The organism is Pseudomonas sp. GW822-FHT05A08, assembly GCF_058800485.1.
In genome coordinates this window covers 994994-1013184 of record NZ_CM179511.1, presented here as the reverse complement: position 1 = coordinate 1013184, position 18191 = coordinate 994994, and the positions used below count along the sequence as shown (strand labels likewise).

Sequence of the window (18191 nt, the reverse complement as noted above, 5' to 3'; positions counted from 1 at the left end):
CGCTCTCAAGGAGCCTGCATGTCCAGCCTGATTTCTGCCTGGCGCCACCGTCCGACCCATGCTCGGGTGTGGGCGCTGGCCGCGCCGATGATTCTTTCCAATATTTCCGTGCCGCTGGTGGCGCTGGTCGACAGCACCGTCATCGGCCATTTGCCCCATGCCCACCAGCTCGGCGCGGTGGCGGTCGGCGCCAGCCTCTATACCTTCCTGGCCTGGGCCATGGGCTTTCTGCGCATGGGCGCCACCGGCTTTGCCGCCCAGGCCGCCGGGCGCGCCGACGGTGCGGCGCTGCGGCAGATCCTGGTGCAAGGCCTGCTGCTGGCCATGGGTCTGGCCCTGCTGCTGGGCGCCATAGGCGTGCCGCTGAGCGGCGCGGCCTTGCAGCTGATGCAGCCTTCGGCCGAGCTGGACGAAATGACCCGCACCTTCTTCCATACCCGCTTGCTCGGGCTGCCGGCGGCGCTGGCCAGCATGGCCCTGGTCGGCTGGTTCCTCGGCACCCAGAACGCCCGGGCGCCGCTGGCGATCCTGCTGAGCACCAACCTGATCAACATCGCCCTCAACCTGTGGTTCGTGCTGGGCCTGGACTGGGGCGTGGCCGGCTCGGCCAGGGCCTCGGTGATCGCCGAATGGACCGGTGCGCTGATCGGCCTGACCATGACCCGCCCAGCCCTGCGCGCCTACCCGGGGCAGATTGCCTGGGCGGCGTTGCAGCGCTGGGCCAGTTGGCGGCCGTTGCTGGCGGTCAACCGCGACATCTTCATCCGCAGCCTGGCGCTGCAATCGGTGTTCTTCCTGATCACCGTGCAAGGCGCGCGCCTGGGGGACGCGACCGTGGCCGCCAACGCGCTGCTGCTCAACGGCCTGCTGCTGACCGCCCACGCTCTGGACGGCCTGGCCCACGCGGTGGAAGCCCTGTGCGGTCACGCCATCGGCGCCCGCGATCGCCTGGCGCTGCGCCGTTCGCTGGTGGTCGCCGGCGGCTGGTCGCTGCTGGCCAGCATCGGTTTTGCCGTGCTGTTCCTGTGCGCCGGGCACCTGTTCATCGAGATGCAGACCGACATCGCCGAAGTGCGGCAGACCGCCTTCACCTACCTGCCCTACCTCGCCGCCCTGCCGTTGATCGCGGTCTGGAGCTACCTGCTGGACGGCCTGTTCATCGGCGCCACCCGCGCCCGGGAAATGCGCAACGGCATGCTGCTCAGCGTGCTCCTCACCCTGCCCTGCGCCTGGGCCTTGCAGGGCCTGGGCAACCACGGCCTGTGGCTGACGTTCCTGCTGTTCATGCTGGTGCGCAGCCTGACTCTGCTGGCCTTCGCCCTCGGGCTGCGCCGGCACGATGGCTGGTTCAGCCCGGCCCGCTGAGCTTTGCGGCGCGCATGAAAAAACCACCGCAAGCGGTGGTTTTTCTTGAGCCGTCGAAACCTCAGGAAGACAGGTACGACGAGCGGGTCAGGCCCAGACGCAGGGCGTCGAGGAACTGGGTACGCTCGCTGGCGCTGATCTTCGCGCTAGCCACCTTGTCGCGGTAATGAGTCATCAACTCCTCCGGCGACAAGTGCACGTAACGCAGCATGTCTTCGATGGTGTCATGGGTCTCGATCCCGGCGTGGTACACGGTGCCGTTCGGGTTCTGGTAGATGTTCACCGAGTCGGTATCGCCGAACAGGTTGTGCATGTCGCCGAGGATCTCCTGGTAGGCACCGACCAGGAACACGCCCAGCAGATAGTCCTCACCCTCGTTCAGGCCATGCACCGGCAGGCTGGTCTCGATGCTCTGCTCGTCGACGTACTGGTTGATCTTGCCGTCGGAGTCACAGGTCAGGTCTTGCAGCACGGCGCGGCGCAGCGGCTCTTCGTCCAGGCGATGCAGGGGGATGATCGGCAGGACCTGGTCGATGGCCCAGGTGTCCGGCAGGCTCTGGAACACCGAGAAGTTGCAGATGTACTTGTCGGCCAGCTTGTCGTTGAGTTCGTCCAGTACCTGGCGGTGCGAGCGCTGGCGCGCCTTCAGCGAGTTGTGCAGGCGCCGGCACACGGCGAAGTAGCACTGCTCGGCCAGGGCTTTCTCGGCCAGGGTCAGCTTGCCGTCGGCGTACTGGGCGGCCACGTCGCTCATGTAGTGGGTGGCGCGCCAGTAGGTTTCGGTGACCATCTCGATATCGGTCGGGCCCAGCAGATCCACCAGCCATTGCACGGTTTCCGGCAGGCTTTCCTTGTTCTCGATCAGCGGCACGTCGTCGTTGTGTTTCTCGACGTCGGTCACCTGCACCACCAGCATGGCGTGGTGCGCGGTCAGCGAACGGCCGCTTTCGGAGAAGATGTGCGGATGCGGCAGGCTCTGCGCGTCGCAGAACTCCTTGAGCATGCCGACCACGACACCGGCGTAGTCGTCCATGTCGTAGTTGATCGAACTGGCGTTGCGCGAGTGGGTACCGTCGTAGTCCACGCCCAGACCGCCGCCGACGTCGATGTGATCCACCGGCAGGCCGAGGTTGCGCAGCTCGCCGTAGTAACGGATGGCTTCCTTGAAACCGTGCTGGTAGTCCGCCAGGTTGGCGATCTGCGAGCCCATGTGGAAGTGCAGCAGGCGGATGCCCTGGTCCAGGCCGGCGCCACGGAAACGCTCGACCACCGACAGCAGCTGCGCCGCCGACAAGCCGAACTTGGATTTCTCGCCACCGGTGTCGGCCCACTTGCTCGACGCCAGGGACGACAGGCGCACGCGCAGGCCGACCTGCGGCTTGACCTTGAGCGAGGCGGCCTCTTCGATCACCAGGCCCACTTCGGATTCTTTCTCGATCACGATGAACACGTTGTGGCCCAGCTTCTGGCCCATCAGCGCCAGGCGGATGAACTCACGGTCCTTGTAACCGTTGCAGACGATGGTGCCGCCTTTCGGCGCCAGCGCCAGCACCGCCAGCAGCTCGGGCTTGGAGCCGGCTTCCAGGCCGATGGAGACGTTCTGGGTGGCGATGATGTTCTCGATCACCGCTTCCTGCTGGTTGACCTTGATCGGGTACAGCGCGGTGTACTTGCTCTGGTATTCCAGGCGCTCGATGTTGGCGTCGAAGGCACCGGTCAGCTGGCGCACCCGGTCCTGCAGGATATCCGGGAAGCGCACCAGCAGCGGCAGGGACAAGCCGCTCTTGCGCAGCTCCTCGACTTGTTCGAACAGGTCGATGGGCGAGCTGTTCGGGCCGTTCGGACGAACTTCGACGCGACCGGCGTCATTGATCGCGAAATACCCGGCCCCCCAATGGCGAATCCCATAAACACTGCGGCTGTCCGCAACTGTCCATTGGCTGCCATCGTCTTTGCGTGTGCGTCGTACGGACATCGAAGTCCCCTATAAAGAAGTCATAGAGCGCCACCCCGGTCCGGGGCTGGCGCAGTCTAAAGAATGAAAATGACGATTAGCCTGCAACGAGGACATAGACCTCGGTTACAGCGCTGAGTTTAGAAACCGGTCATGAACAGGCTCTGTGAAAACCATGAAGACGACGGCAAGCCTGAATCGGATCTGGGCTGCATCAAGTCGGGGGTGGTTTTCACAGAGGCTGCTAGCCGCCGGACTTCTTCGCCTTGAAACCGTGCTTGATCAGCTCTGCCAAGAGTAGCTCGACATGATCGCCCTGGATCTCGATGACGCCGTCTTTCAGCGCGCCACCGGTGCCACAACGTTTCTTCAACGTGGTCGCCAGCTCCTTGAGCGCGTCTTCGGCCAACGGCACGCCGGTGATGGTGGTCACCGTCTTGCCGCCGCGGCCCTTGCTTTCGCGACGCACGCGAGCGATGCCGTCGCCGGCAGGGATAACGGTTTGTTTGCAGATGCAGGCTGCCACCGGCTGGCTACAGTCCGGGCAATGTCGACCTGCGTCGGTGGAAAATACCAGGCCACCAAGGGCGGCGAAGGATGCGGCTTTTTTGGCCACCGGCAATCCTCTTGGGAGGACAAAGACTGGTCGAAGCACATGGCCTGTGCCATCGACCGCGAAGCCCCACTCAGGCAGGGGCAGCGCTACTGGACCGGTGCGCTTATATAAGAAGCAACGCCGGCTCAGCTTGAAAAAGGTCGCGCAGTGTAACGGCAAAAAGCCGACTTGCTAAGAGCCTAACCGCGCCAATTTATACAACTTTAGCGACGCCGCGCCAGATAGCGCTGCAAGGCCGCCAGGGAGTCCGGGCAATAGGGCTTTTCGGTGATTTCCCGCATCACTTCGTCGATCGCAATGAAGCGCGCTTCCAGCACCTCTTCCGGCTGCAGGCGCAGAGGCCCGTCCCAGACCGCCGAAAAGGCCGAGCACCAGAGACGATTGTCGGTGTCTTCGAAAAAGAAATGGTCATGGGCGGTCAATTCCACCCCGCTCACCCCCAATTCTTCCTCCAGCTCCCGGGCCGCCGACTCGGCGTAGCTTTCGACGGCCAGCACCATGCCGCCCGCGGCCACGTCCCAATAACCGGGGTAAATGGCCTTGCTCAGGGTGCGCCGATGCACACACAGCTCACCGGCGGAATTGAACAGCAGGATATAGGTGCCGCGCCCGATCAGGCCGCGCTCGCGCAACTCCGAGCGGGCCAGCGTGCCCAGCAACTGGTCTTCGCCATCGACCCAGGCGACTTGTTCGGCATCGGAGGCCGCGCGATGCGCGGCCTCATTGGAGGTAACCACCATGAATCAACCCTGATTGAGCAATTGACGCAAGTCGATGACAGCCGCGTTGGCGCGGGAAATATAGTTGGCCATGACCAGCGAGTGGTTGGCCAGCACGCCGAAGCCACTGCCGTTGAGAATCATCGGGCTCCAGATCGGCTCCTGGGACGCTTCCAGTTCACGGATGATCTGGCGCACGCTGACGGTGGCGTTCTTCTTGGCCAGCACGTCGGCGAAGTCGACCTCGATGGCACGCAGCAGGTGCGACAGGGCCCAGGCCTGGCCGCGTGCTTCATAGAACACGTTGTCGATCTGCATCCAAGGAGTTTCCACCACCTCTTCGTCGACCTGCGGCGACTGGCCCGGCGCCGGGGTTTCGGTTTTCAGCGCGGTGTTGAGCTTGACCCGGCCGACGCTGGCCGACAGGCGCTGGGACAACGAACCCAGGCGGGTCCCGACATCACCCAGCCAGTTGTTCAGGTTGTCGGCACGGGCGTAGAACAGCGCGCTCTTCTGGTTCGGATCGGACAGGCGTGCCTGGTAGCGGCTCAGGGAGTTGATGCCTTCCTGGTACTCGGACTCGCTGGACGGCAGCACCCAGCTCTTGTTGTCGAAGTTGAAGCGCGGCTCGGCCTTGGCCAGGTCGGCGTCCTCGGCGGACTGCGACTGGGAACGGGCGAAGTCCTTGCGCAGGGCCCGGGTCAGGTCGCGGACCTGCACCAGCACGCCGTATTCCCAGCTCGGCATGTTGTCCATCCACAGGCCCGGCGGGAAACGGTCGTTGGAGATATAGCCACCCGGCTTGTTCAGCAGGGTGCCGGCCACGGTCTTGAGGGTTTCCACCGTGGTGTAGCCCACGACCATCTGCTTGCCTTCCTTCTCGGCGGCAATTTGCGCGCCTTGCTGGACGGGGAACAGCGACGGTTCCTGGCTCCAGTACCAGCCCAGGGCACCGGCCACCAGCAGGTACAAGGCCACCAGGGTGCCCAGGGCGCGGCTGAACAGCAGGCCACCAAAGTAGCTGCGTGTCGCCGACTTGGGTTCGGCAGCACGATCCGGCGCGCTGCCCGCGCGGTTCTTCCAGTCCAGCATGGCTATATCCTTTCAATCACTTGGGTTCATCGGTTCGACCACAACCCTACTCCATCGTGCCTCGAACCGAGCGGATTAAAAATCATCCGCCGCGCAAGGCGCCACATGCCGGGTGTACATCGAGCGGCCACTATAAATGAAGCACAGTTCAGAACCTATGCGACCAGTCGGTCGGGAACTGAATAAGGTCGCGTTGCAGATTGTTGACGTACGACACTCGTACAATCCATAAGAGGTGCTAGCATAGAGCCACCAGTCGATCTCAGCATGCACCCTAACTAGTAGTCAGGATATGACCGAGCCAGAAGACCCCAGCCGTGAGCGCCTCAAGCACCACTTTGCCCAGCGGGTAATTCACCAGGCGCGTCAGATCCTCGAGATATGGCAGCGCCTGCAGCGCAGCGAATGGTCGACAGCCGACATGTCCGAACTCAGCGAGGCCAACCTGCGCCTGCTGCGTTTCGCCGAACGTTTCGAACAACCCGAACATACCCAGCTGGCGCGCAGCATCAGCGACTCGCTGGAAGCGGTGGACGCCAACCGCGGGCGCCTGAGCAGCGGCCTGATCACCGACCTCAACCGCCTGATGCAACGCCTGTCGCGCACCGGCCTGCGCCATGGCGACCAGTTGGAGCAGACCTTCCTGCCGCCCCTGCGCAAGCCGATCTACGTGATGCTGCAAGACCACGATCGCGGCGAGCGCCTGGCCAAGCAGCTGGAATTCTTCGGCCTCAGCGCCCAGTCCCTGGACAGCATCGCCGCGTTCCGCTCCTCGATGGTCGAGCGCTTGCCGGCGGCGATCGTCATCGACGTCGACTTCTGCGGCAACGGCATGGGCCTGCAACTGGCCGCCGAAGCCCAGGAAGGCCTGGAGCAGAAGCTGCCCCTGCTGTTCTTCAGCCTCCACGAAACCGACACCCCGACCCGCCTGGCCGCCGTGCGCGCCGGCGGCCAGGAGTTCCTCACCGGCACCCTGGAAGCCTCGAGCCTGCTGGAGAAGATCGAGATCCTCACCTGCGTCGCCCAGTACGAACCTTATAAAGTGCTGATCATCGACGACTCCCGCGCCCAGGCCCTGCACACCGAGCGCCTGCTCAACAGCGCCGGGATCATTACCCGGACGCTGATCGAACCGATCCAGGCCATGGCCGAACTGGCCGACTTCCAGCCGGACCTGATCATCCTCGACATGTACATGCCGGCCTGTACCGGCACCGAGCTGGCCAAGGTAATCCGCCATAACGACCGTTATGTCAGCGTGCCGATCATCTACCTGTCGGCCGAAGACGACCTGGACAAGCAGCTGGACGCCATGAGCGAAGGCGGCGACGACTTCCTGACCAAGCCGATCAAGCCGCGCCACCTGATCACCACCGTGCGCAACCGCGCCGCCCGCGCGCGCAACCTCAAGGCGCGCATGGTCCGCGACAGCCTGACCGGGCTGTACAACCACACCCATATCCTGCAACTGCTCGAAGACTGCAGCTTCCGCGCGCGCCGCGAAAACAAGCCGCTGAGCTTCGCCATGCTCGACATCGACCACTTCAAGCGGGTCAACGACAGCCACGGCCACCCCATGGGCGACCGGGTGATCAAGAGCCTGGCGCTGTTTCTCAAGCAACGCCTGCGCAAGACCGACTTCATCGGCCGCTACGGTGGCGAAGAATTCGCCATCGTCATGCCCGACACCGACCTGGAAGCGGCCTGCAAGGTGCTGGATGAAATCCGCCAGCGCTTTGCCGAAATCCATTACCCGGCCCAGCCCCAGGACCTGTGGTGCACCTTCAGCGCCGGAGTGGTTGAACTGCGGGAAGACTCCGACAGCCTGATGATGGCCAGCCAGGCCGACGAAGCGCTCTACCGTGCCAAGGACAGCGGGCGCAACCGGGTCCAGGCAGCGCGCCATCAAAGCGCCACTTTTTCACCGGAATCCACCGATTCGGTCATAACCCTGTAATACAAACGCAATAAGTTCAGGCGCTTACCATTCAAGTCGTTGGTAGGACGCGATGCGCCTGAAGCTGCTGACCAATCTCAATACCCTGCTATTAGTTGCCGTTTGCCTGGCCCTGGGCACAACGCTCTGGTGGTCGCAACGCGCCCTCGAGCGCCCCTACCTATTGATGGAGCGCTACCTGGGGCTGTCCCAGCAGTTCCAGAACCAGGTGGCGCGCAACATCGAGGACTACCTGGCCAGCGGCGACGCCCTGCGCCTGAGCAGCGCCAGCCAGGCCATCGAAACCCAGCAGGCCCAGCTCGACGAACTGCCCGCGGAACTGGCGCAAAGCCTGCGCCCGAGCCTGTCGGGCCTGGCCGAGTTCAGCAAGACCGACCTGCTGGCCGCCGGCAAACTGGCCGGCGATCCGCAAGCGCTGCTGCTGCAGGCCGAGCGCGAGCTGGGGGCCAGCCTCGAACAACTGAGCCAGTACGCGACCGGGGCGGCCAGCAATCCGAGCGCCGCGACCTACCTGCCGTTGCTGCTGACCGCCTCCCAGCACCTGGGCAAGCTGTCCCTGGCCCGCGACAAACTGGTGAGCAGCGGCCGCAGCGAACTGGCCGCCGATGTCGAGCGCGAAGTGAGCAACATGCGCGCCCAGGCCGAGCAGCTGGAAACCCTGCCGTTGCTGGGTGTCGCGGCCAGCAATGCGTCGAACACCGATGACTTCGCGGCCATGATGGGCCTGGAGAACACCGAGAAGGCCGCCGTCGAAGACGCCGGCATCGGCCTCAAGCGCGAACTCAACAGCCTGCTCGGCCGCTACCCCGCCGAGCTGAACCGCACCCGCGAACAGATCCAGAAACGCGCCGACCTCAGCGCCGCCACCCACCTGAAAATCACCGCCGTGCAGCAGGCCATCGCCGAACTGGAACCGGTCGTGCGCGCCCAGCACGGGCAGATCCAGGGCGAAGTGCGGCTGATGCAGGGCCTGATGATCGGCCTGATCCTGCTGATCGCCCTGCTGATCGACACCTTGCAGCGTCGGCTGGCACGGGTCCTGACCAACCTGGCGCCGGCCCTGTCGACCTGGGCCGAAGGCGACTTCAGCCGCGACATCCAGCTGGGCCGGACCAACCGCGAACTGCACGACATCGAAGAATCCCTGAACCGCCTGCGCGCCTACCTGGTGGACCTGGTGGGCACCATCCGGCAGAACGCCGAACAGGTCGCCGGCAGCAGCCGCGCCCTGGCGGAACTGAGCAGTGGCCTGCACGGCGGGGCCGAGCGCCAGGCCGGCGACACCGCGCAGATCCGCGACGCCCTGGGCGAGCTGGAAGCGACCATCCAGCAAGTCGCCGGCGATGCCAGCCAGGCCGCCGATGCCAGCCGCAGTGCCGGAATGGCGGTGGAACAGGGGCAGAAAGTGATCGGCCTGAGCCTGACCGGGTTACATGCCCTGGTCGGCGAAGTGCAAGGCAACGCGCAGATGATCGAACAGCTGGCCGAGGAGTCGGCAACCATCGGCGGCGTGCTCACGGTGATCCGCTCCATCGCCGACCAGACCAACCTGCTGGCCCTGAACGCCGCCATCGAAGCCGCGCGAGCCGGGGAAATGGGCCGCGGTTTTGCCGTGGTCGCCGAAGAGGTGCGCTCCCTGGCCCAACGCACGGCGGGTGCCACCGCCGAGATCCAGACCCTGATCGCCGGCCTGCAGGCCGCCGCCCGGCAATCGGTGGAAGGCATGCGCGCCCAGGTCGAACATGCCGAAGCCACGGCCAGCCAGGCCCAGGCCGCCGACGGCGCGCTGGATGAAATCGTCGGGGCGATCCAGACCATTTCCGACACCGCCATCCGCATCGCCGATGTCACGGCCCAGCAAAGCGGCGCCGTCAGCGAAATCCGCGACCACAGCGAGCGCATCCATCAATTGGGCGGGGATAACCTGCAACGCATCGGCGAAGGCCGCGAACAAGGCGAGAACCTGCTGGCCCTGGGCGGCCAGTTGCACACGGCGGTGCAGGCATTCCGCGTCTAGCCCTATAGTCCTGTAGCCGCTGCCGAGCCTGCGAGGCTGCGATCGAGGACGCAGTCCTCGCAAAACCGGCCTATGCAGGTTGCCTGAAAGAACGCGGTCGCAGGCTCGGCAGCGGCTACGGGGCGCATACGCATACCCCACCGCTCTCCGCTATCATGCGCACACCTTCGATTCGCGAGATTGCCATGCGTCGCCTGCTTTGCCTGATGCTGTTTGTGCTTGCCCTGCCGGCGAACGCCGCCGGGTTGCTGGACAGCCGCCCCAGTTCGACCCTGGGTTCGATCAACAACAGCGCCGACTTCCTGCCGGTGCGCGAAGCGTTCCAACTGAGCCTGCTGCAAAGCACGCCGCAGTCGATCAAGCTGCGTTTCGTCGCCACCGAGGGTTACTACCTCTATCGCCACCGCTTCCAGTTCCGCGCCGAGCCCGCCGATATCACCCTGGGTGCCGCCCAACTGCCCAAGGGCGAACAGAAACACGATGAGTTTTTCGGCGACGTCGAGGTCTACCACGGCATTGTCGATGTCGAACTGCCGCGCAGCGCCACGGACCAACGGGGCTTCACCCTGGCCGTGACCTACCAGGGCTGCGCCGACAAGGGCCTGTGTTATCCACCGGAAACCGAGCGTTTGCAGATCGATGCCGCGGCCTCCTCGGCAAATGCCTCAAGTGCCGGCGGCCCCGCTACCGATAATGGGAAAACCGCCTGGAGCTGGCGCGAACTGGCGCTGTTCTTCCTGGCCGGCATCGGCCTGACCTTCACCCCCTGCGTCCTGCCGATGCTGCCGATCCTGTCCGGCGTGGTCCTCAAGGGCCAGGTCGGCGGCTGGCGCGGCTTCAATCTGTCGCTCGCCTACGTGTTGCCGATGGCCGCCTGTTTCGCCCTGCTCGGCGCCTTGATGGGGCTGTTCGGCGCCCAGCTCAATTTGCAGGCACGCCTGCAATCGGCCTGGGTGCTGGTACCCTTTGCGTTGTTCTTCGTCGTGTTCGCCCTGGCGATGTTCGATGTCTTCGAACTCAAGCTTCCGCGCTTTATCAGCCAGCGCCTGGAACGCATCGCCGGGCGTACCGAGGGTGGTTCGCTGTGGGGCGCGGCGATTCTCGGGGTGGTGTCCAGCCTGCTGGTATCGCCCTGCGTTTCGGCGCCGCTGGCAGGCGCCCTGCTGTATATCAGCGCCAGCGGCGACGCCCTGGGCGGTGCCCTGAAACTGTTCGCCCTGGGCCTGGGCATGGGCGCGCCGCTGTTGCTGGTGGCCACCGGCGGCGCGGCCTGGCTGCCGAAAAGCGGGCCATGGCTGGTCTACGTGAAAAACGCCATTGGCGTGCTGTTGCTCGGCCTGGCGATCGGCCTGCTGAGCCGGGTCTTGCCGGGCCAGATCAGCCTGTTGCTGATTGGCGCGCTGGCGGCCGGCGTCGGCCTGTTTCTCGGTGCCCTGGAGTTTGTCTACAAGGCACCGCGCGCGCGCCTGGCGCAGCTGGGCGGGCTGTTCCTGCTGTTTTATGCCCTGGCCTGCTGGTACGGCGCATTCAGCGGCCAGACCGACCCGCTCAGCCCGCTCGCCCGCCCACCGGTCGCGGCCACCAGCAACAGCGCCGGACAAACCAGCGCCGGCCAGTGGCAGACCATCACCACCCCCGGTGAGCTGGAGCAGGCCCTGGCCGATGCCCGGAATGCCGGTACCCCGCTGCTCCTCGACTGGTACGCCGACTGGTGCATCAGTTGCAAAGTCATCGAACACGAGGTGCTCAACGACCGCCAGGTCGTCGAACGCCTGCAGGGCTACCGCCTGGTGCGCTTCGATATCACCGCCAGCAACCGCGAACAGCGCGCCCTGCTGGACCGCTACCAACTGTTCGGCCCGCCGGCGCTGATGTTCTTCGGCAAAGATGGCGTCGAACGTGCCGATGTGCGTGTGGTCGGCGAAATCAGCGCCGCGGACTTCGCTGAACGCATTGCTGCAGCAAATGACCGGATTTAGTCAGTTGGTCACATATTTTAGGTAAACATCGGTCATCGTGCTGCCTATTGCAGAGAACTGGACAGTCACAAAGGCTTTGCGGCATAGTCGCCGGGTTCTGATAACCGCACATTCCAATCACTGCGCAATAACAAGGAACGGCAGATGGCGACCCTACTGGTTCTTCACGGACCCAACCTGAACCTGCTCGGCACCCGTGAACCGGGGGTCTACGGTGCAGTCACCCTGGCTGAGATCAATCAGGACCTGGAACGCCGGGCCCGCGAGGCCGGCCACCATTTGCTCTACCTGCAAAGCAACGCCGAGTACGAATTGATCGACCGTATCCACGCCGCCCGCGATGAAGGCGTGGACTTCATTCTGATCAATCCAGCAGCTTTTACGCATACAAGCGTCGCATTACGTGACGCGCTGCTGGCGGTGAGCATCCCATTCATCGAAGTGCATTTGTCTAACGTGCACAAACGCGAACCTTTCCGCCATCACTCCTACTTCTCCGACGTTGCGGTGGGAGTGATCTGCGGCCTTGGCGCCAGCGGTTACCGACTGGCCCTGGAGGCCGCACTAGAGCAGCTTGAACAACAAGCTAAACGCCCCTGACCGACCCTTGGGAGTTGATGATTCATGGATATCCGTAAAGTTAAGAAACTGATCGAACTGCTGGAAGAATCCGGCATCGACGAGCTCGAGATCAAGGAAGGCGAAGAGTCCGTACGCATCAGCCGCCACAGCAAGACTCCAGCCCAGCAGTACTACGCACCGGCACCGATGGCTGCTCCAGTTGCCGCGCCTGCCGCTGCCGCTCCGGCCGCCGCTGCCGCACCAGCAGCTCCAGCTGCCCCAGCGCTGAACGGCACCGTTGCCCGTTCGCCGATGGTCGGCACCTTCTACCGCAAATCCTCGCCAACCTCGCCAGCCTTTGTTGAAGTCGGCCAGAGCGTGAAGAAAGGCGACACCCTGTGCATCGTCGAAGCCATGAAGATGATGAACCACATCGAAGCTGAAACCAGCGGTGTGATCGAATCCATCCTCGTCGAAGACGGCCAGCCGGTTGAGTACGACCAACCGCTGTTCACCATCGTTTGAACCGCGGAGAGCCAACGATGTCTGCGAAGTTGGAAAAAGTTCTGATCGCCAACCGCGGTGAAATCGCCCTGCGGATTCTGCGTGCCTGCAAAGAGATGGGTATCAAGACCGTCGCCGTTTACTCCAAGGCCGACAAGGAACTGATGCACCTGGGTCTGGCGGACGAATCCGTCTGCATCGGCCCGGCCTCCGCCGCGCACTCCTACCTGCACATTCCGGCGATCATCGCGGCCGCCGAAGTGACCGGCGCCACCGCCATTCACCCAGGCTACGGCTTCCTCGCGGAAAACGCCGACTTCGCCGAGCAGGTCGAGAACTCCGGCTTCGCCTTCATCGGCCCGAAAGCCGAGACCATTCGCCTGATGGGCGACAAGGTATCGGCCAAGCACGCCATGATCGCTGCCGGCGTACCTACGGTTCCCGGTTCCGACGGCCCGCTGCCGGAAGACGAAGAAACCGCGCTGCGCATCGGCCGTGAAGTCGGCTACCCGGTGATCATCAAGGCCGCTGGCGGCGGCGGTGGTCGCGGCATGCGCGTGGTGCATAAAGAAGAAGACCTGATCTCCTCGGCCAAGCTGACCCGCTCCGAAGCGGGCGCGGCGTTCGGCAACCCGATGGTCTACCTGGAGAAGTTCCTGACCAACCCACGTCACGTGGAAGTCCAGGTGCTGTCCGACGGCCAAGGCAACGCGATCCACCTGGGCGACCGTGACTGCTCCCTGCAGCGTCGCCACCAGAAGGTGCTTGAAGAAGCGCCGGCTCCGGGCATCGACGAAACCGCGCGCCAGGAAGTCTTCGCCCGCTGCGTCAAGGCGTGCATCGACATCGGCTACCGCGGCGCCGGCACCTTCGAGTTCCTGTACGAGAACGGCCGTTTCTACTTCATCGAGATGAACACTCGCGTGCAGGTAGAGCACCCGGTATCGGAAATGGTCACTGGCGTCGACATCGTCAAGGAGATGCTGAGCATCGCCGCTGGCAACAAGCTGTCGATCTCCCAGAAGGACGTGGTCATTCGTGGCCATGCACTGGAATGCCGGATCAACGCCGAAGACCCGAAAACCTTCATGCCAAGCCCAGGCACGGTCAAGCATTTCCATGCTCCGGGCGGCAATGGCGTACGCGTCGACTCGCACCTGTACAGCGGTTACGCGGTTCCACCGAACTACGACTCGTTGATCGGCAAGCTGATCACTTACGGGGCAACCCGTGAAGAAGCCATGGCGCGCATGCGCAATGCGCTGGACGAAATCGTGGTCGACGGGATCAAGACCAACATCCCGCTGCACCGCGACCTGACCCGTGACGAAGGCTTCTGCAAAGGTGGCGTGAACATTCACTACCTGGAGCACAAGCTGGCCGGTCAACACTGATCGACACCGCACCAGAACGACAAGGCCGCTTTCGAGCGGCCTTGTCGTTTCTGCCCCCTTGTAGGAGCGAGCCTGCTCGCGATAGGGCCATCAGCGACAGCGCGCATTTTCCTGGTGTTATGCGGCGCCCTTGCAGGCATCGCGAGCAAGCTCGCCCCTACAGAGAGGCGGTGCGGGCAAGTGGAAATGGTGCCTGGCGTGTCGTCTTCTGCGCCTCGCTCGCGTAAACTTGCGCGCTTCTCGCAGCCCGCTAGGCTGCACATTACATATTTCAAAGGTGCCCGCCATGCCTTGGCTGCAAGTCCGTCTCGCCATCAGCCCAGAACAAGCCGAAACCTACGAAGACGCTTTTCTCGAAGTCGGCGCCGTTTCGGTGACCTTCATGGACGCCGAGGATCAACCGATCTTCGAACCGGAACTCAACACCACCCCGCTGTGGAACCACACTCACCTGCTGGCCCTGTTCGAAGACGGCACCGAGGCCGCCAGCGTGCTGGCCCACCTTGAGCTGCTGACCGGCAGCCCGCTGCCCGAACATCACAGCGAAGTGATCGAAGACCAGGACTGGGAACGCAGCTGGATGGACAACTTTCAGCCGATGCGTTTCGGCCAGCGCCTGTGGATCGTCCCGAGCTGGCACGCCGCTCCCGAGCCGGACGCGGTCAACCTGTTGCTCGATCCGGGCCTGGCCTTCGGCACCGGCACGCACCCGACCACCGCCCTGTGCCTGGAATGGCTCGACGGTCAGGACCTGAAAGGCTGCAACGTGCTGGACTTCGGTTGCGGTTCCGGGATCCTGGCGATCGCCGCCCTGCTGCTGGGCGCCAAACAGGCGGTGGGCACCGACATCGACGTGCAGGCCCTGGAAGCCTCCCGCGACAACGCCGGGCGCAACAACATCGCCGAAGCGCTGTTCCCGCTCTATCTGCCGCAAGACCTGCCGCAGGTCCAGGCGGACGTGCTGGTCGCCAACATTCTTGCTGGCCCGCTGGTTGCCCTGGCGCCGCAGTTGTCCAGCCTGGTCAAGAGCGGCGGACGCCTGGCGCTGTCGGGCATCCTCGCCGAACAGGGTGAAGAAGTCGCTGCCGCCTACGCCCGGGACTTCGACCTGGATCCGATCGCCAACCTCGATGGCTGGGTACGCATCACCGGCCGTCGGCGCTAGAATGGCCGCCTGTATAAACCGGATCGCCGCATGACCGACAGTTTCGTCACCCAGTGTCCGCATTGCCAAACCAGCTTCCGCGTCAGCCACGCCCAGTTGAGCGTGGCCCGGGGCGTGGTGCGCTGCGGCTCGTGCCTGCAGGTGTTCAACGCCGCACGGCAGTTGCTTGAGCAACGCGCTGGCAAGGACGCTGTCGTCACACCTCCCGCACCGACGGCCCCTGCTGAACCGCTGACCCCGCCGCCACCGCGCGCCATCAGCCAGAAGCAGTGGAGCGCCACCGAGCTCGACCTGGACAGCCTCGACCTGGACGAGGAACTGGCCAAGCTCGAACAGCGGGAAATCCAGCCGACCAAGGCCTTCGGCCAGGAACGCGCCTCCAGGGAAGACGCCCTCAGCGCCCGCCGCGACCAGCCGGATGCCGAAGAGGAACACTGGCCCGACAGCCTGTTCAGCCAGCCACCCGGCACCAGCGGCGACCTGAACGAAAAACCTGAACAGCCGCCCGTCGACGCCGGCCGCTCCGGGCGTACCGAACCGTCGCTGTCCTTCAACCTGGACGATCTGGAAGACGAACCCAAGGCGCCCTCCCTGCTCCTGGACGACGACCTGGAGCCCACGCCAGCGCACGGCTCCCTGAAGGCCGACGAGCCCGATGAGATCGAGCCGCCAGCCAGCCCGGCGCCACGCAACAAGCGCGGGCGCGCCGAGCCCGAGGCGCCGGACGCCGTGCTGCTGGACCTGGAAGACGACCCGATCCAGCTGGACTGGCAAAAGCGCCGCTCGCCCTGGGGCCGCCGCCTGCTCTGGAGCCTGTTGATCCTGCTGGCCGCCGCCGGCCTGGCGGGCCAGTACATCGCCTATCACTTCGACGAACTGGCGCGCCAGGACCAGTACCGCCCCTGGTTCCAGCAGTTTTGCCCGGAACTGGGCTGCACGGTGCCCTCGAAGGTCGATATCGGCCGCATCAAAAGCAGCAACCTGGTGGTGCGCAGCCACCCGGACTTCAGCGGCGCCCTGGTGGTGGATGCGATCATCTACAACCGCGCGCCGTTCTCCCAGCCCTTCCCGCTGCTGGAACTGCGTTTCGCCGACCTCAACGGCCATCTGATCGCCAGTCGTCGCTTCAAACCCGGCGAATACGTCAAGGGTGAGCTCGAAGGGGTGTCGGAGATGCCGCCGCAGACACCGATCCATATCGCGCTGGACATCCTCGATCCGGGCCCCAAGGCCGTCAACTACAGCCTGAGCTTTCACTCGCCCGAGTAAGGCGCGCCATCCGAGCAAAGGCCGCCCGGGATTGACGGCGGTTTTCTGACTGCTGCCCAGCGGACCAAACCGTTGGCAATAACAGAATAACTGTTCAGATTTTATCCAATTCAGCCTTTATCCAGTCATCGAGAGCGGGTATCATGCCAACCCTTTTTCGAACTCTCATGATCCGGCCCCACAACAGGGAAGTCCTATGTCGGCGGTACGCATCGGCCCATATACATTGCACAACGGCTTGATTCTCGCCCCCATGGCGGGCGTCACCGACCAGCCCTTTCGTCAGCTTTGCAAGCGGCTGGGTGCAGGCCTTGTAGTCTCGGAAATGGTCACCAGCGACATGAGTTTGTGGAACAGTCGCAAATCGCGCCTGCGCATGATCCACGAGGGCGATCCCGAGCCGCGCTCGGTACAGATCGCCGGTGGCGATGCACAGATGCTGGCGGATGCCGCCCGCGCCAACGTCGAGTTGGGCGCACAGATTATTGATATCAACATGGGTTGCCCGGCGAAGAAGGTCTGCAACAAGGCCGCCGGCTCCGCGTTACTGAAAGATGAAGATCTGGTGAACGAGATCCTGCAGGCCGTGGTGGCCGCAGTCGATGTGCCGGTCACCCTGAAGATCCGTACCGGCTGGGACCGGGCGAACAAGAACGGCCTGACGGTGGCGAAGATCGCCGAACAGGCAGGCATCACGGCATTGGCGGTCCATGGCCGGACCCGGGCCGACCTGTACACGGGCGTTGCCGAGTACGACACCATCGCTGCGATCAAGCAGGCGGTGTCGATCCCGGTCTTCGCCAACGGCGATATCGACTCGCCCGAGAAGGCCCGCTACGTCCTCGACGCTACCGGTGCCGACGGGCTGTTGATTGGCCGGGCCGCTCAGGGGCGGCCATGGATTTTTCGTGAAATCGAACATTTTCTGCGTACCGGTCAAACCCTGCCGGCACCTGAACTGTTCGAAGTGGAACGTATTCTGCTTGAGCATCTGGCCGCGCTGCATGCCTTCTATGGCGATGTCATGGGCGTACGCATTGCTCGCAAGCATGTGGGCTGGTATCTCGCAACTCTGCCGGGCGCCAGGGAGTTTCGCGCCCACTTCAATCGTTTGGAAGATACGGAAGCACAGTGCGCCAACGTTCGTGAGTTCTTTGCCGAGCGTTACAAGAGCCTGGTGACAGGGGACGGAGAAGGGGTGGCCGCATGACGATGATGACCGAGACTTTAGTGAGTGGAACAGCACCCGTGAGCGACAACGTGAATTTGAAACAGCACCTCAATACGCCGAGCGAAGAAGGCCAGACCCTTCGCGGGAGTGTCGAGAAGGCGCTGCACAATTATTTCGCCCACCTTGAGGGCGCGGCCGTCACGGACGTGTACAACCTGGTGCTCTCCGAAGTCGAGGCTCCTTTGCTCGAAAGCGTGATGAACTACGTCAAGGGCAACCAGACCAAGGCCAGCGAGCTGCTCGGTCTGAACCGCGGCACCCTGCGCAAGAAACTCAAGCAGTACGATTTGCTGTAAGCATTCAATCAAACCAGAAAGGCGCCCGCGTAAAACCGGTCGCCTTTTTTGCTGACTCCTTTGCTTTTGATG

General features: G+C 63.9%; 14 protein-coding genes and 1 pseudogene. 11 read left to right on the top strand and 4 right to left on the bottom strand.

All coding sequences use genetic code 11. The features are described 5' to 3' along the window. Positions 1–18 precede the first annotated feature (18 nt). Complete coding sequence (locus tag AC3RCP_RS04550; protein ID WP_492571437.1) at positions 19–1365, top strand: MATE family efflux transporter; 1347 nt, start codon at positions 19–21, stop codon at positions 1363–1365. A gap of 61 nt (positions 1366–1426) precedes the next feature. Here AC3RCP_RS04550 and speA read toward each other — a convergent pair whose 3' ends face one another. The 4 genes from speA to AC3RCP_RS04530 all read right to left on the bottom strand — a co-directional run bounded on the left by speA (position 1427) and on the right by AC3RCP_RS04530 (position 5746). Next, the gene (speA, locus tag AC3RCP_RS04545) at positions 1427–3340 is read right to left on the bottom strand and encodes an arginine decarboxylase (protein WP_007921637.1); all 1914 of its coding nucleotides are present in this window, start codon (positions 3338–3340) and stop codon (positions 1427–1429) included. 223 nt (positions 3341–3563) lie between these two features. Then, the gene (locus tag AC3RCP_RS04540) at positions 3564–3935 is read right to left on the bottom strand and encodes a translation initiation factor Sui1 (RefSeq protein WP_007921638.1); all 372 of its coding nucleotides are present in this window, start codon (positions 3933–3935) and stop codon (positions 3564–3566) included. 203 nt (positions 3936–4138) lie between these two features. Beyond that, complete coding sequence (locus AC3RCP_RS04535; RefSeq protein WP_007921639.1) at positions 4139–4675, bottom strand: NUDIX hydrolase; 537 nt, start codon at positions 4673–4675, stop codon at positions 4139–4141. 3 nt (positions 4676–4678) lie between these two features. Continuing rightward, positions 4679–5746, bottom strand: a complete 1068-nt coding sequence (locus AC3RCP_RS04530; RefSeq protein WP_053259488.1) for a DUF2333 family protein — start codon at positions 5744–5746, stop codon at positions 4679–4681. A 292-nt stretch (positions 5747–6038) separates the two neighbouring features. On the opposite strand from AC3RCP_RS04530, the gene AC3RCP_RS04525 reads away from it, so the two are divergent. The 10 genes and pseudogenes from AC3RCP_RS04525 to fis all read left to right on the top strand — a co-directional run bounded on the left by AC3RCP_RS04525 (position 6039) and on the right by fis (position 18119). Continuing rightward, a complete protein-coding gene (locus tag AC3RCP_RS04525; protein WP_007921641.1) occupies positions 6039–7703 on the top strand; it encodes a response regulator in 1665 nt (554 codons plus the stop codon). Positions 7704–9213: 1510 nt separating this feature from the next. Then, positions 9214–9720: pseudogene (locus AC3RCP_RS04520) on the top strand (methyl-accepting chemotaxis protein); the annotation flags it as partial. 185 nt (positions 9721–9905) lie between these two features. Beyond that, positions 9906–11699: a protein-disulfide reductase DsbD gene (locus AC3RCP_RS04515; protein ID WP_492571435.1), complete on the top strand. Its 1794-nt coding sequence runs from the start codon at positions 9906–9908 to the stop codon at positions 11697–11699. Positions 11700–11843: 144 nt separating this feature from the next. Further along, positions 11844–12299, top strand: coding sequence for a type II 3-dehydroquinate dehydratase (gene aroQ / locus AC3RCP_RS04510; RefSeq protein ID WP_007921644.1), 456 nt, complete (start codon positions 11844–11846; stop codon positions 12297–12299). Between the two features lie 24 nt (positions 12300–12323). Further along, on the top strand, positions 12324–12785 hold the full coding sequence (accB, locus tag AC3RCP_RS04505; RefSeq protein ID WP_007921645.1) for an acetyl-CoA carboxylase biotin carboxyl carrier protein: 462 nt from the start codon (positions 12324–12326) through the stop codon (positions 12783–12785). Between the two features lie 17 nt (positions 12786–12802). Then, positions 12803–14158, top strand: a complete 1356-nt coding sequence (gene accC / locus AC3RCP_RS04500; protein WP_007921646.1) for an acetyl-CoA carboxylase biotin carboxylase subunit — start codon at positions 12803–12805, stop codon at positions 14156–14158. 286 nt (positions 14159–14444) lie between these two features. Next, complete coding sequence (gene prmA, locus AC3RCP_RS04495) at positions 14445–15323, top strand: 50S ribosomal protein L11 methyltransferase (protein ID WP_007921647.1); 879 nt, start codon at positions 14445–14447, stop codon at positions 15321–15323. A 30-nt stretch (positions 15324–15353) separates the two neighbouring features. After that, the gene (locus AC3RCP_RS04490) at positions 15354–16592 is read left to right on the top strand and encodes a DUF3426 domain-containing protein (protein WP_101336722.1); all 1239 of its coding nucleotides are present in this window, start codon (positions 15354–15356) and stop codon (positions 16590–16592) included. Between the two features lie 196 nt (positions 16593–16788). Beyond that, positions 16789–17802 (top strand): tRNA dihydrouridine synthase DusB, encoded by a 1014-nt coding sequence (gene dusB, locus AC3RCP_RS04485; protein WP_007921649.1) that lies wholly within the window; start codon positions 16789–16791, stop codon positions 17800–17802. Then, complete coding sequence (gene fis, locus AC3RCP_RS04480; protein WP_007921650.1) at positions 17799–18119, top strand: DNA-binding transcriptional regulator Fis; 321 nt, start codon at positions 17799–17801, stop codon at positions 18117–18119. The genes dusB and fis overlap by 4 nt, the downstream gene beginning before the upstream one ends. Positions 18120–18191 lie beyond the last annotated feature (72 nt).

Bases quoted from the DNA above. Each gene is read 5' to 3' on its own strand.
- AC3RCP_RS04490 (WP_101336722.1), top strand. From the start codon at position 15,354: ATGACCGACAGTTTCGTCACCCAGTGTCCGCATTGCCAAACCAGCTTC.
- AC3RCP_RS04525 (WP_007921641.1), top strand. From the start codon at position 6,039: ATGACCGAGCCAGAAGACCCCAGCCGTGAGCGCCTCAAGCACCACTTT.
- aroQ (WP_007921644.1), top strand. From the start codon at position 11,844: ATGGCGACCCTACTGGTTCTTCACGGACCCAACCTGAACCTGCTCGGC.
- prmA (WP_007921647.1), top strand. From the start codon at position 14,445: ATGCCTTGGCTGCAAGTCCGTCTCGCCATCAGCCCAGAACAAGCCGAA.
- speA (WP_007921637.1), bottom strand. From the start codon at position 3,340: ATGTCCGTACGACGCACACGCAAAGACGATGGCAGCCAATGGACAGTT.
- AC3RCP_RS04535 (WP_007921639.1), bottom strand. From the start codon at position 4,675: ATGGTGGTTACCTCCAATGAGGCCGCGCATCGCGCGGCCTCCGATGCC.
- fis (WP_007921650.1), top strand. From the start codon at position 17,799: ATGACGATGATGACCGAGACTTTAGTGAGTGGAACAGCACCCGTGAGC.
- accB (WP_007921645.1), top strand. From the start codon at position 12,324: ATGGATATCCGTAAAGTTAAGAAACTGATCGAACTGCTGGAAGAATCC.
- dusB (WP_007921649.1), top strand. From the start codon at position 16,789: ATGTCGGCGGTACGCATCGGCCCATATACATTGCACAACGGCTTGATT.
- accC (WP_007921646.1), top strand. From the start codon at position 12,803: ATGTCTGCGAAGTTGGAAAAAGTTCTGATCGCCAACCGCGGTGAAATC.
- AC3RCP_RS04515 (WP_492571435.1), top strand. From the start codon at position 9,906: ATGCGTCGCCTGCTTTGCCTGATGCTGTTTGTGCTTGCCCTGCCGGCG.
- AC3RCP_RS04530 (WP_053259488.1), bottom strand. From the start codon at position 5,746: ATGCTGGACTGGAAGAACCGCGCGGGCAGCGCGCCGGATCGTGCTGCC.
- AC3RCP_RS04550 (WP_492571437.1), top strand. From the start codon at position 19: ATGTCCAGCCTGATTTCTGCCTGGCGCCACCGTCCGACCCATGCTCGG.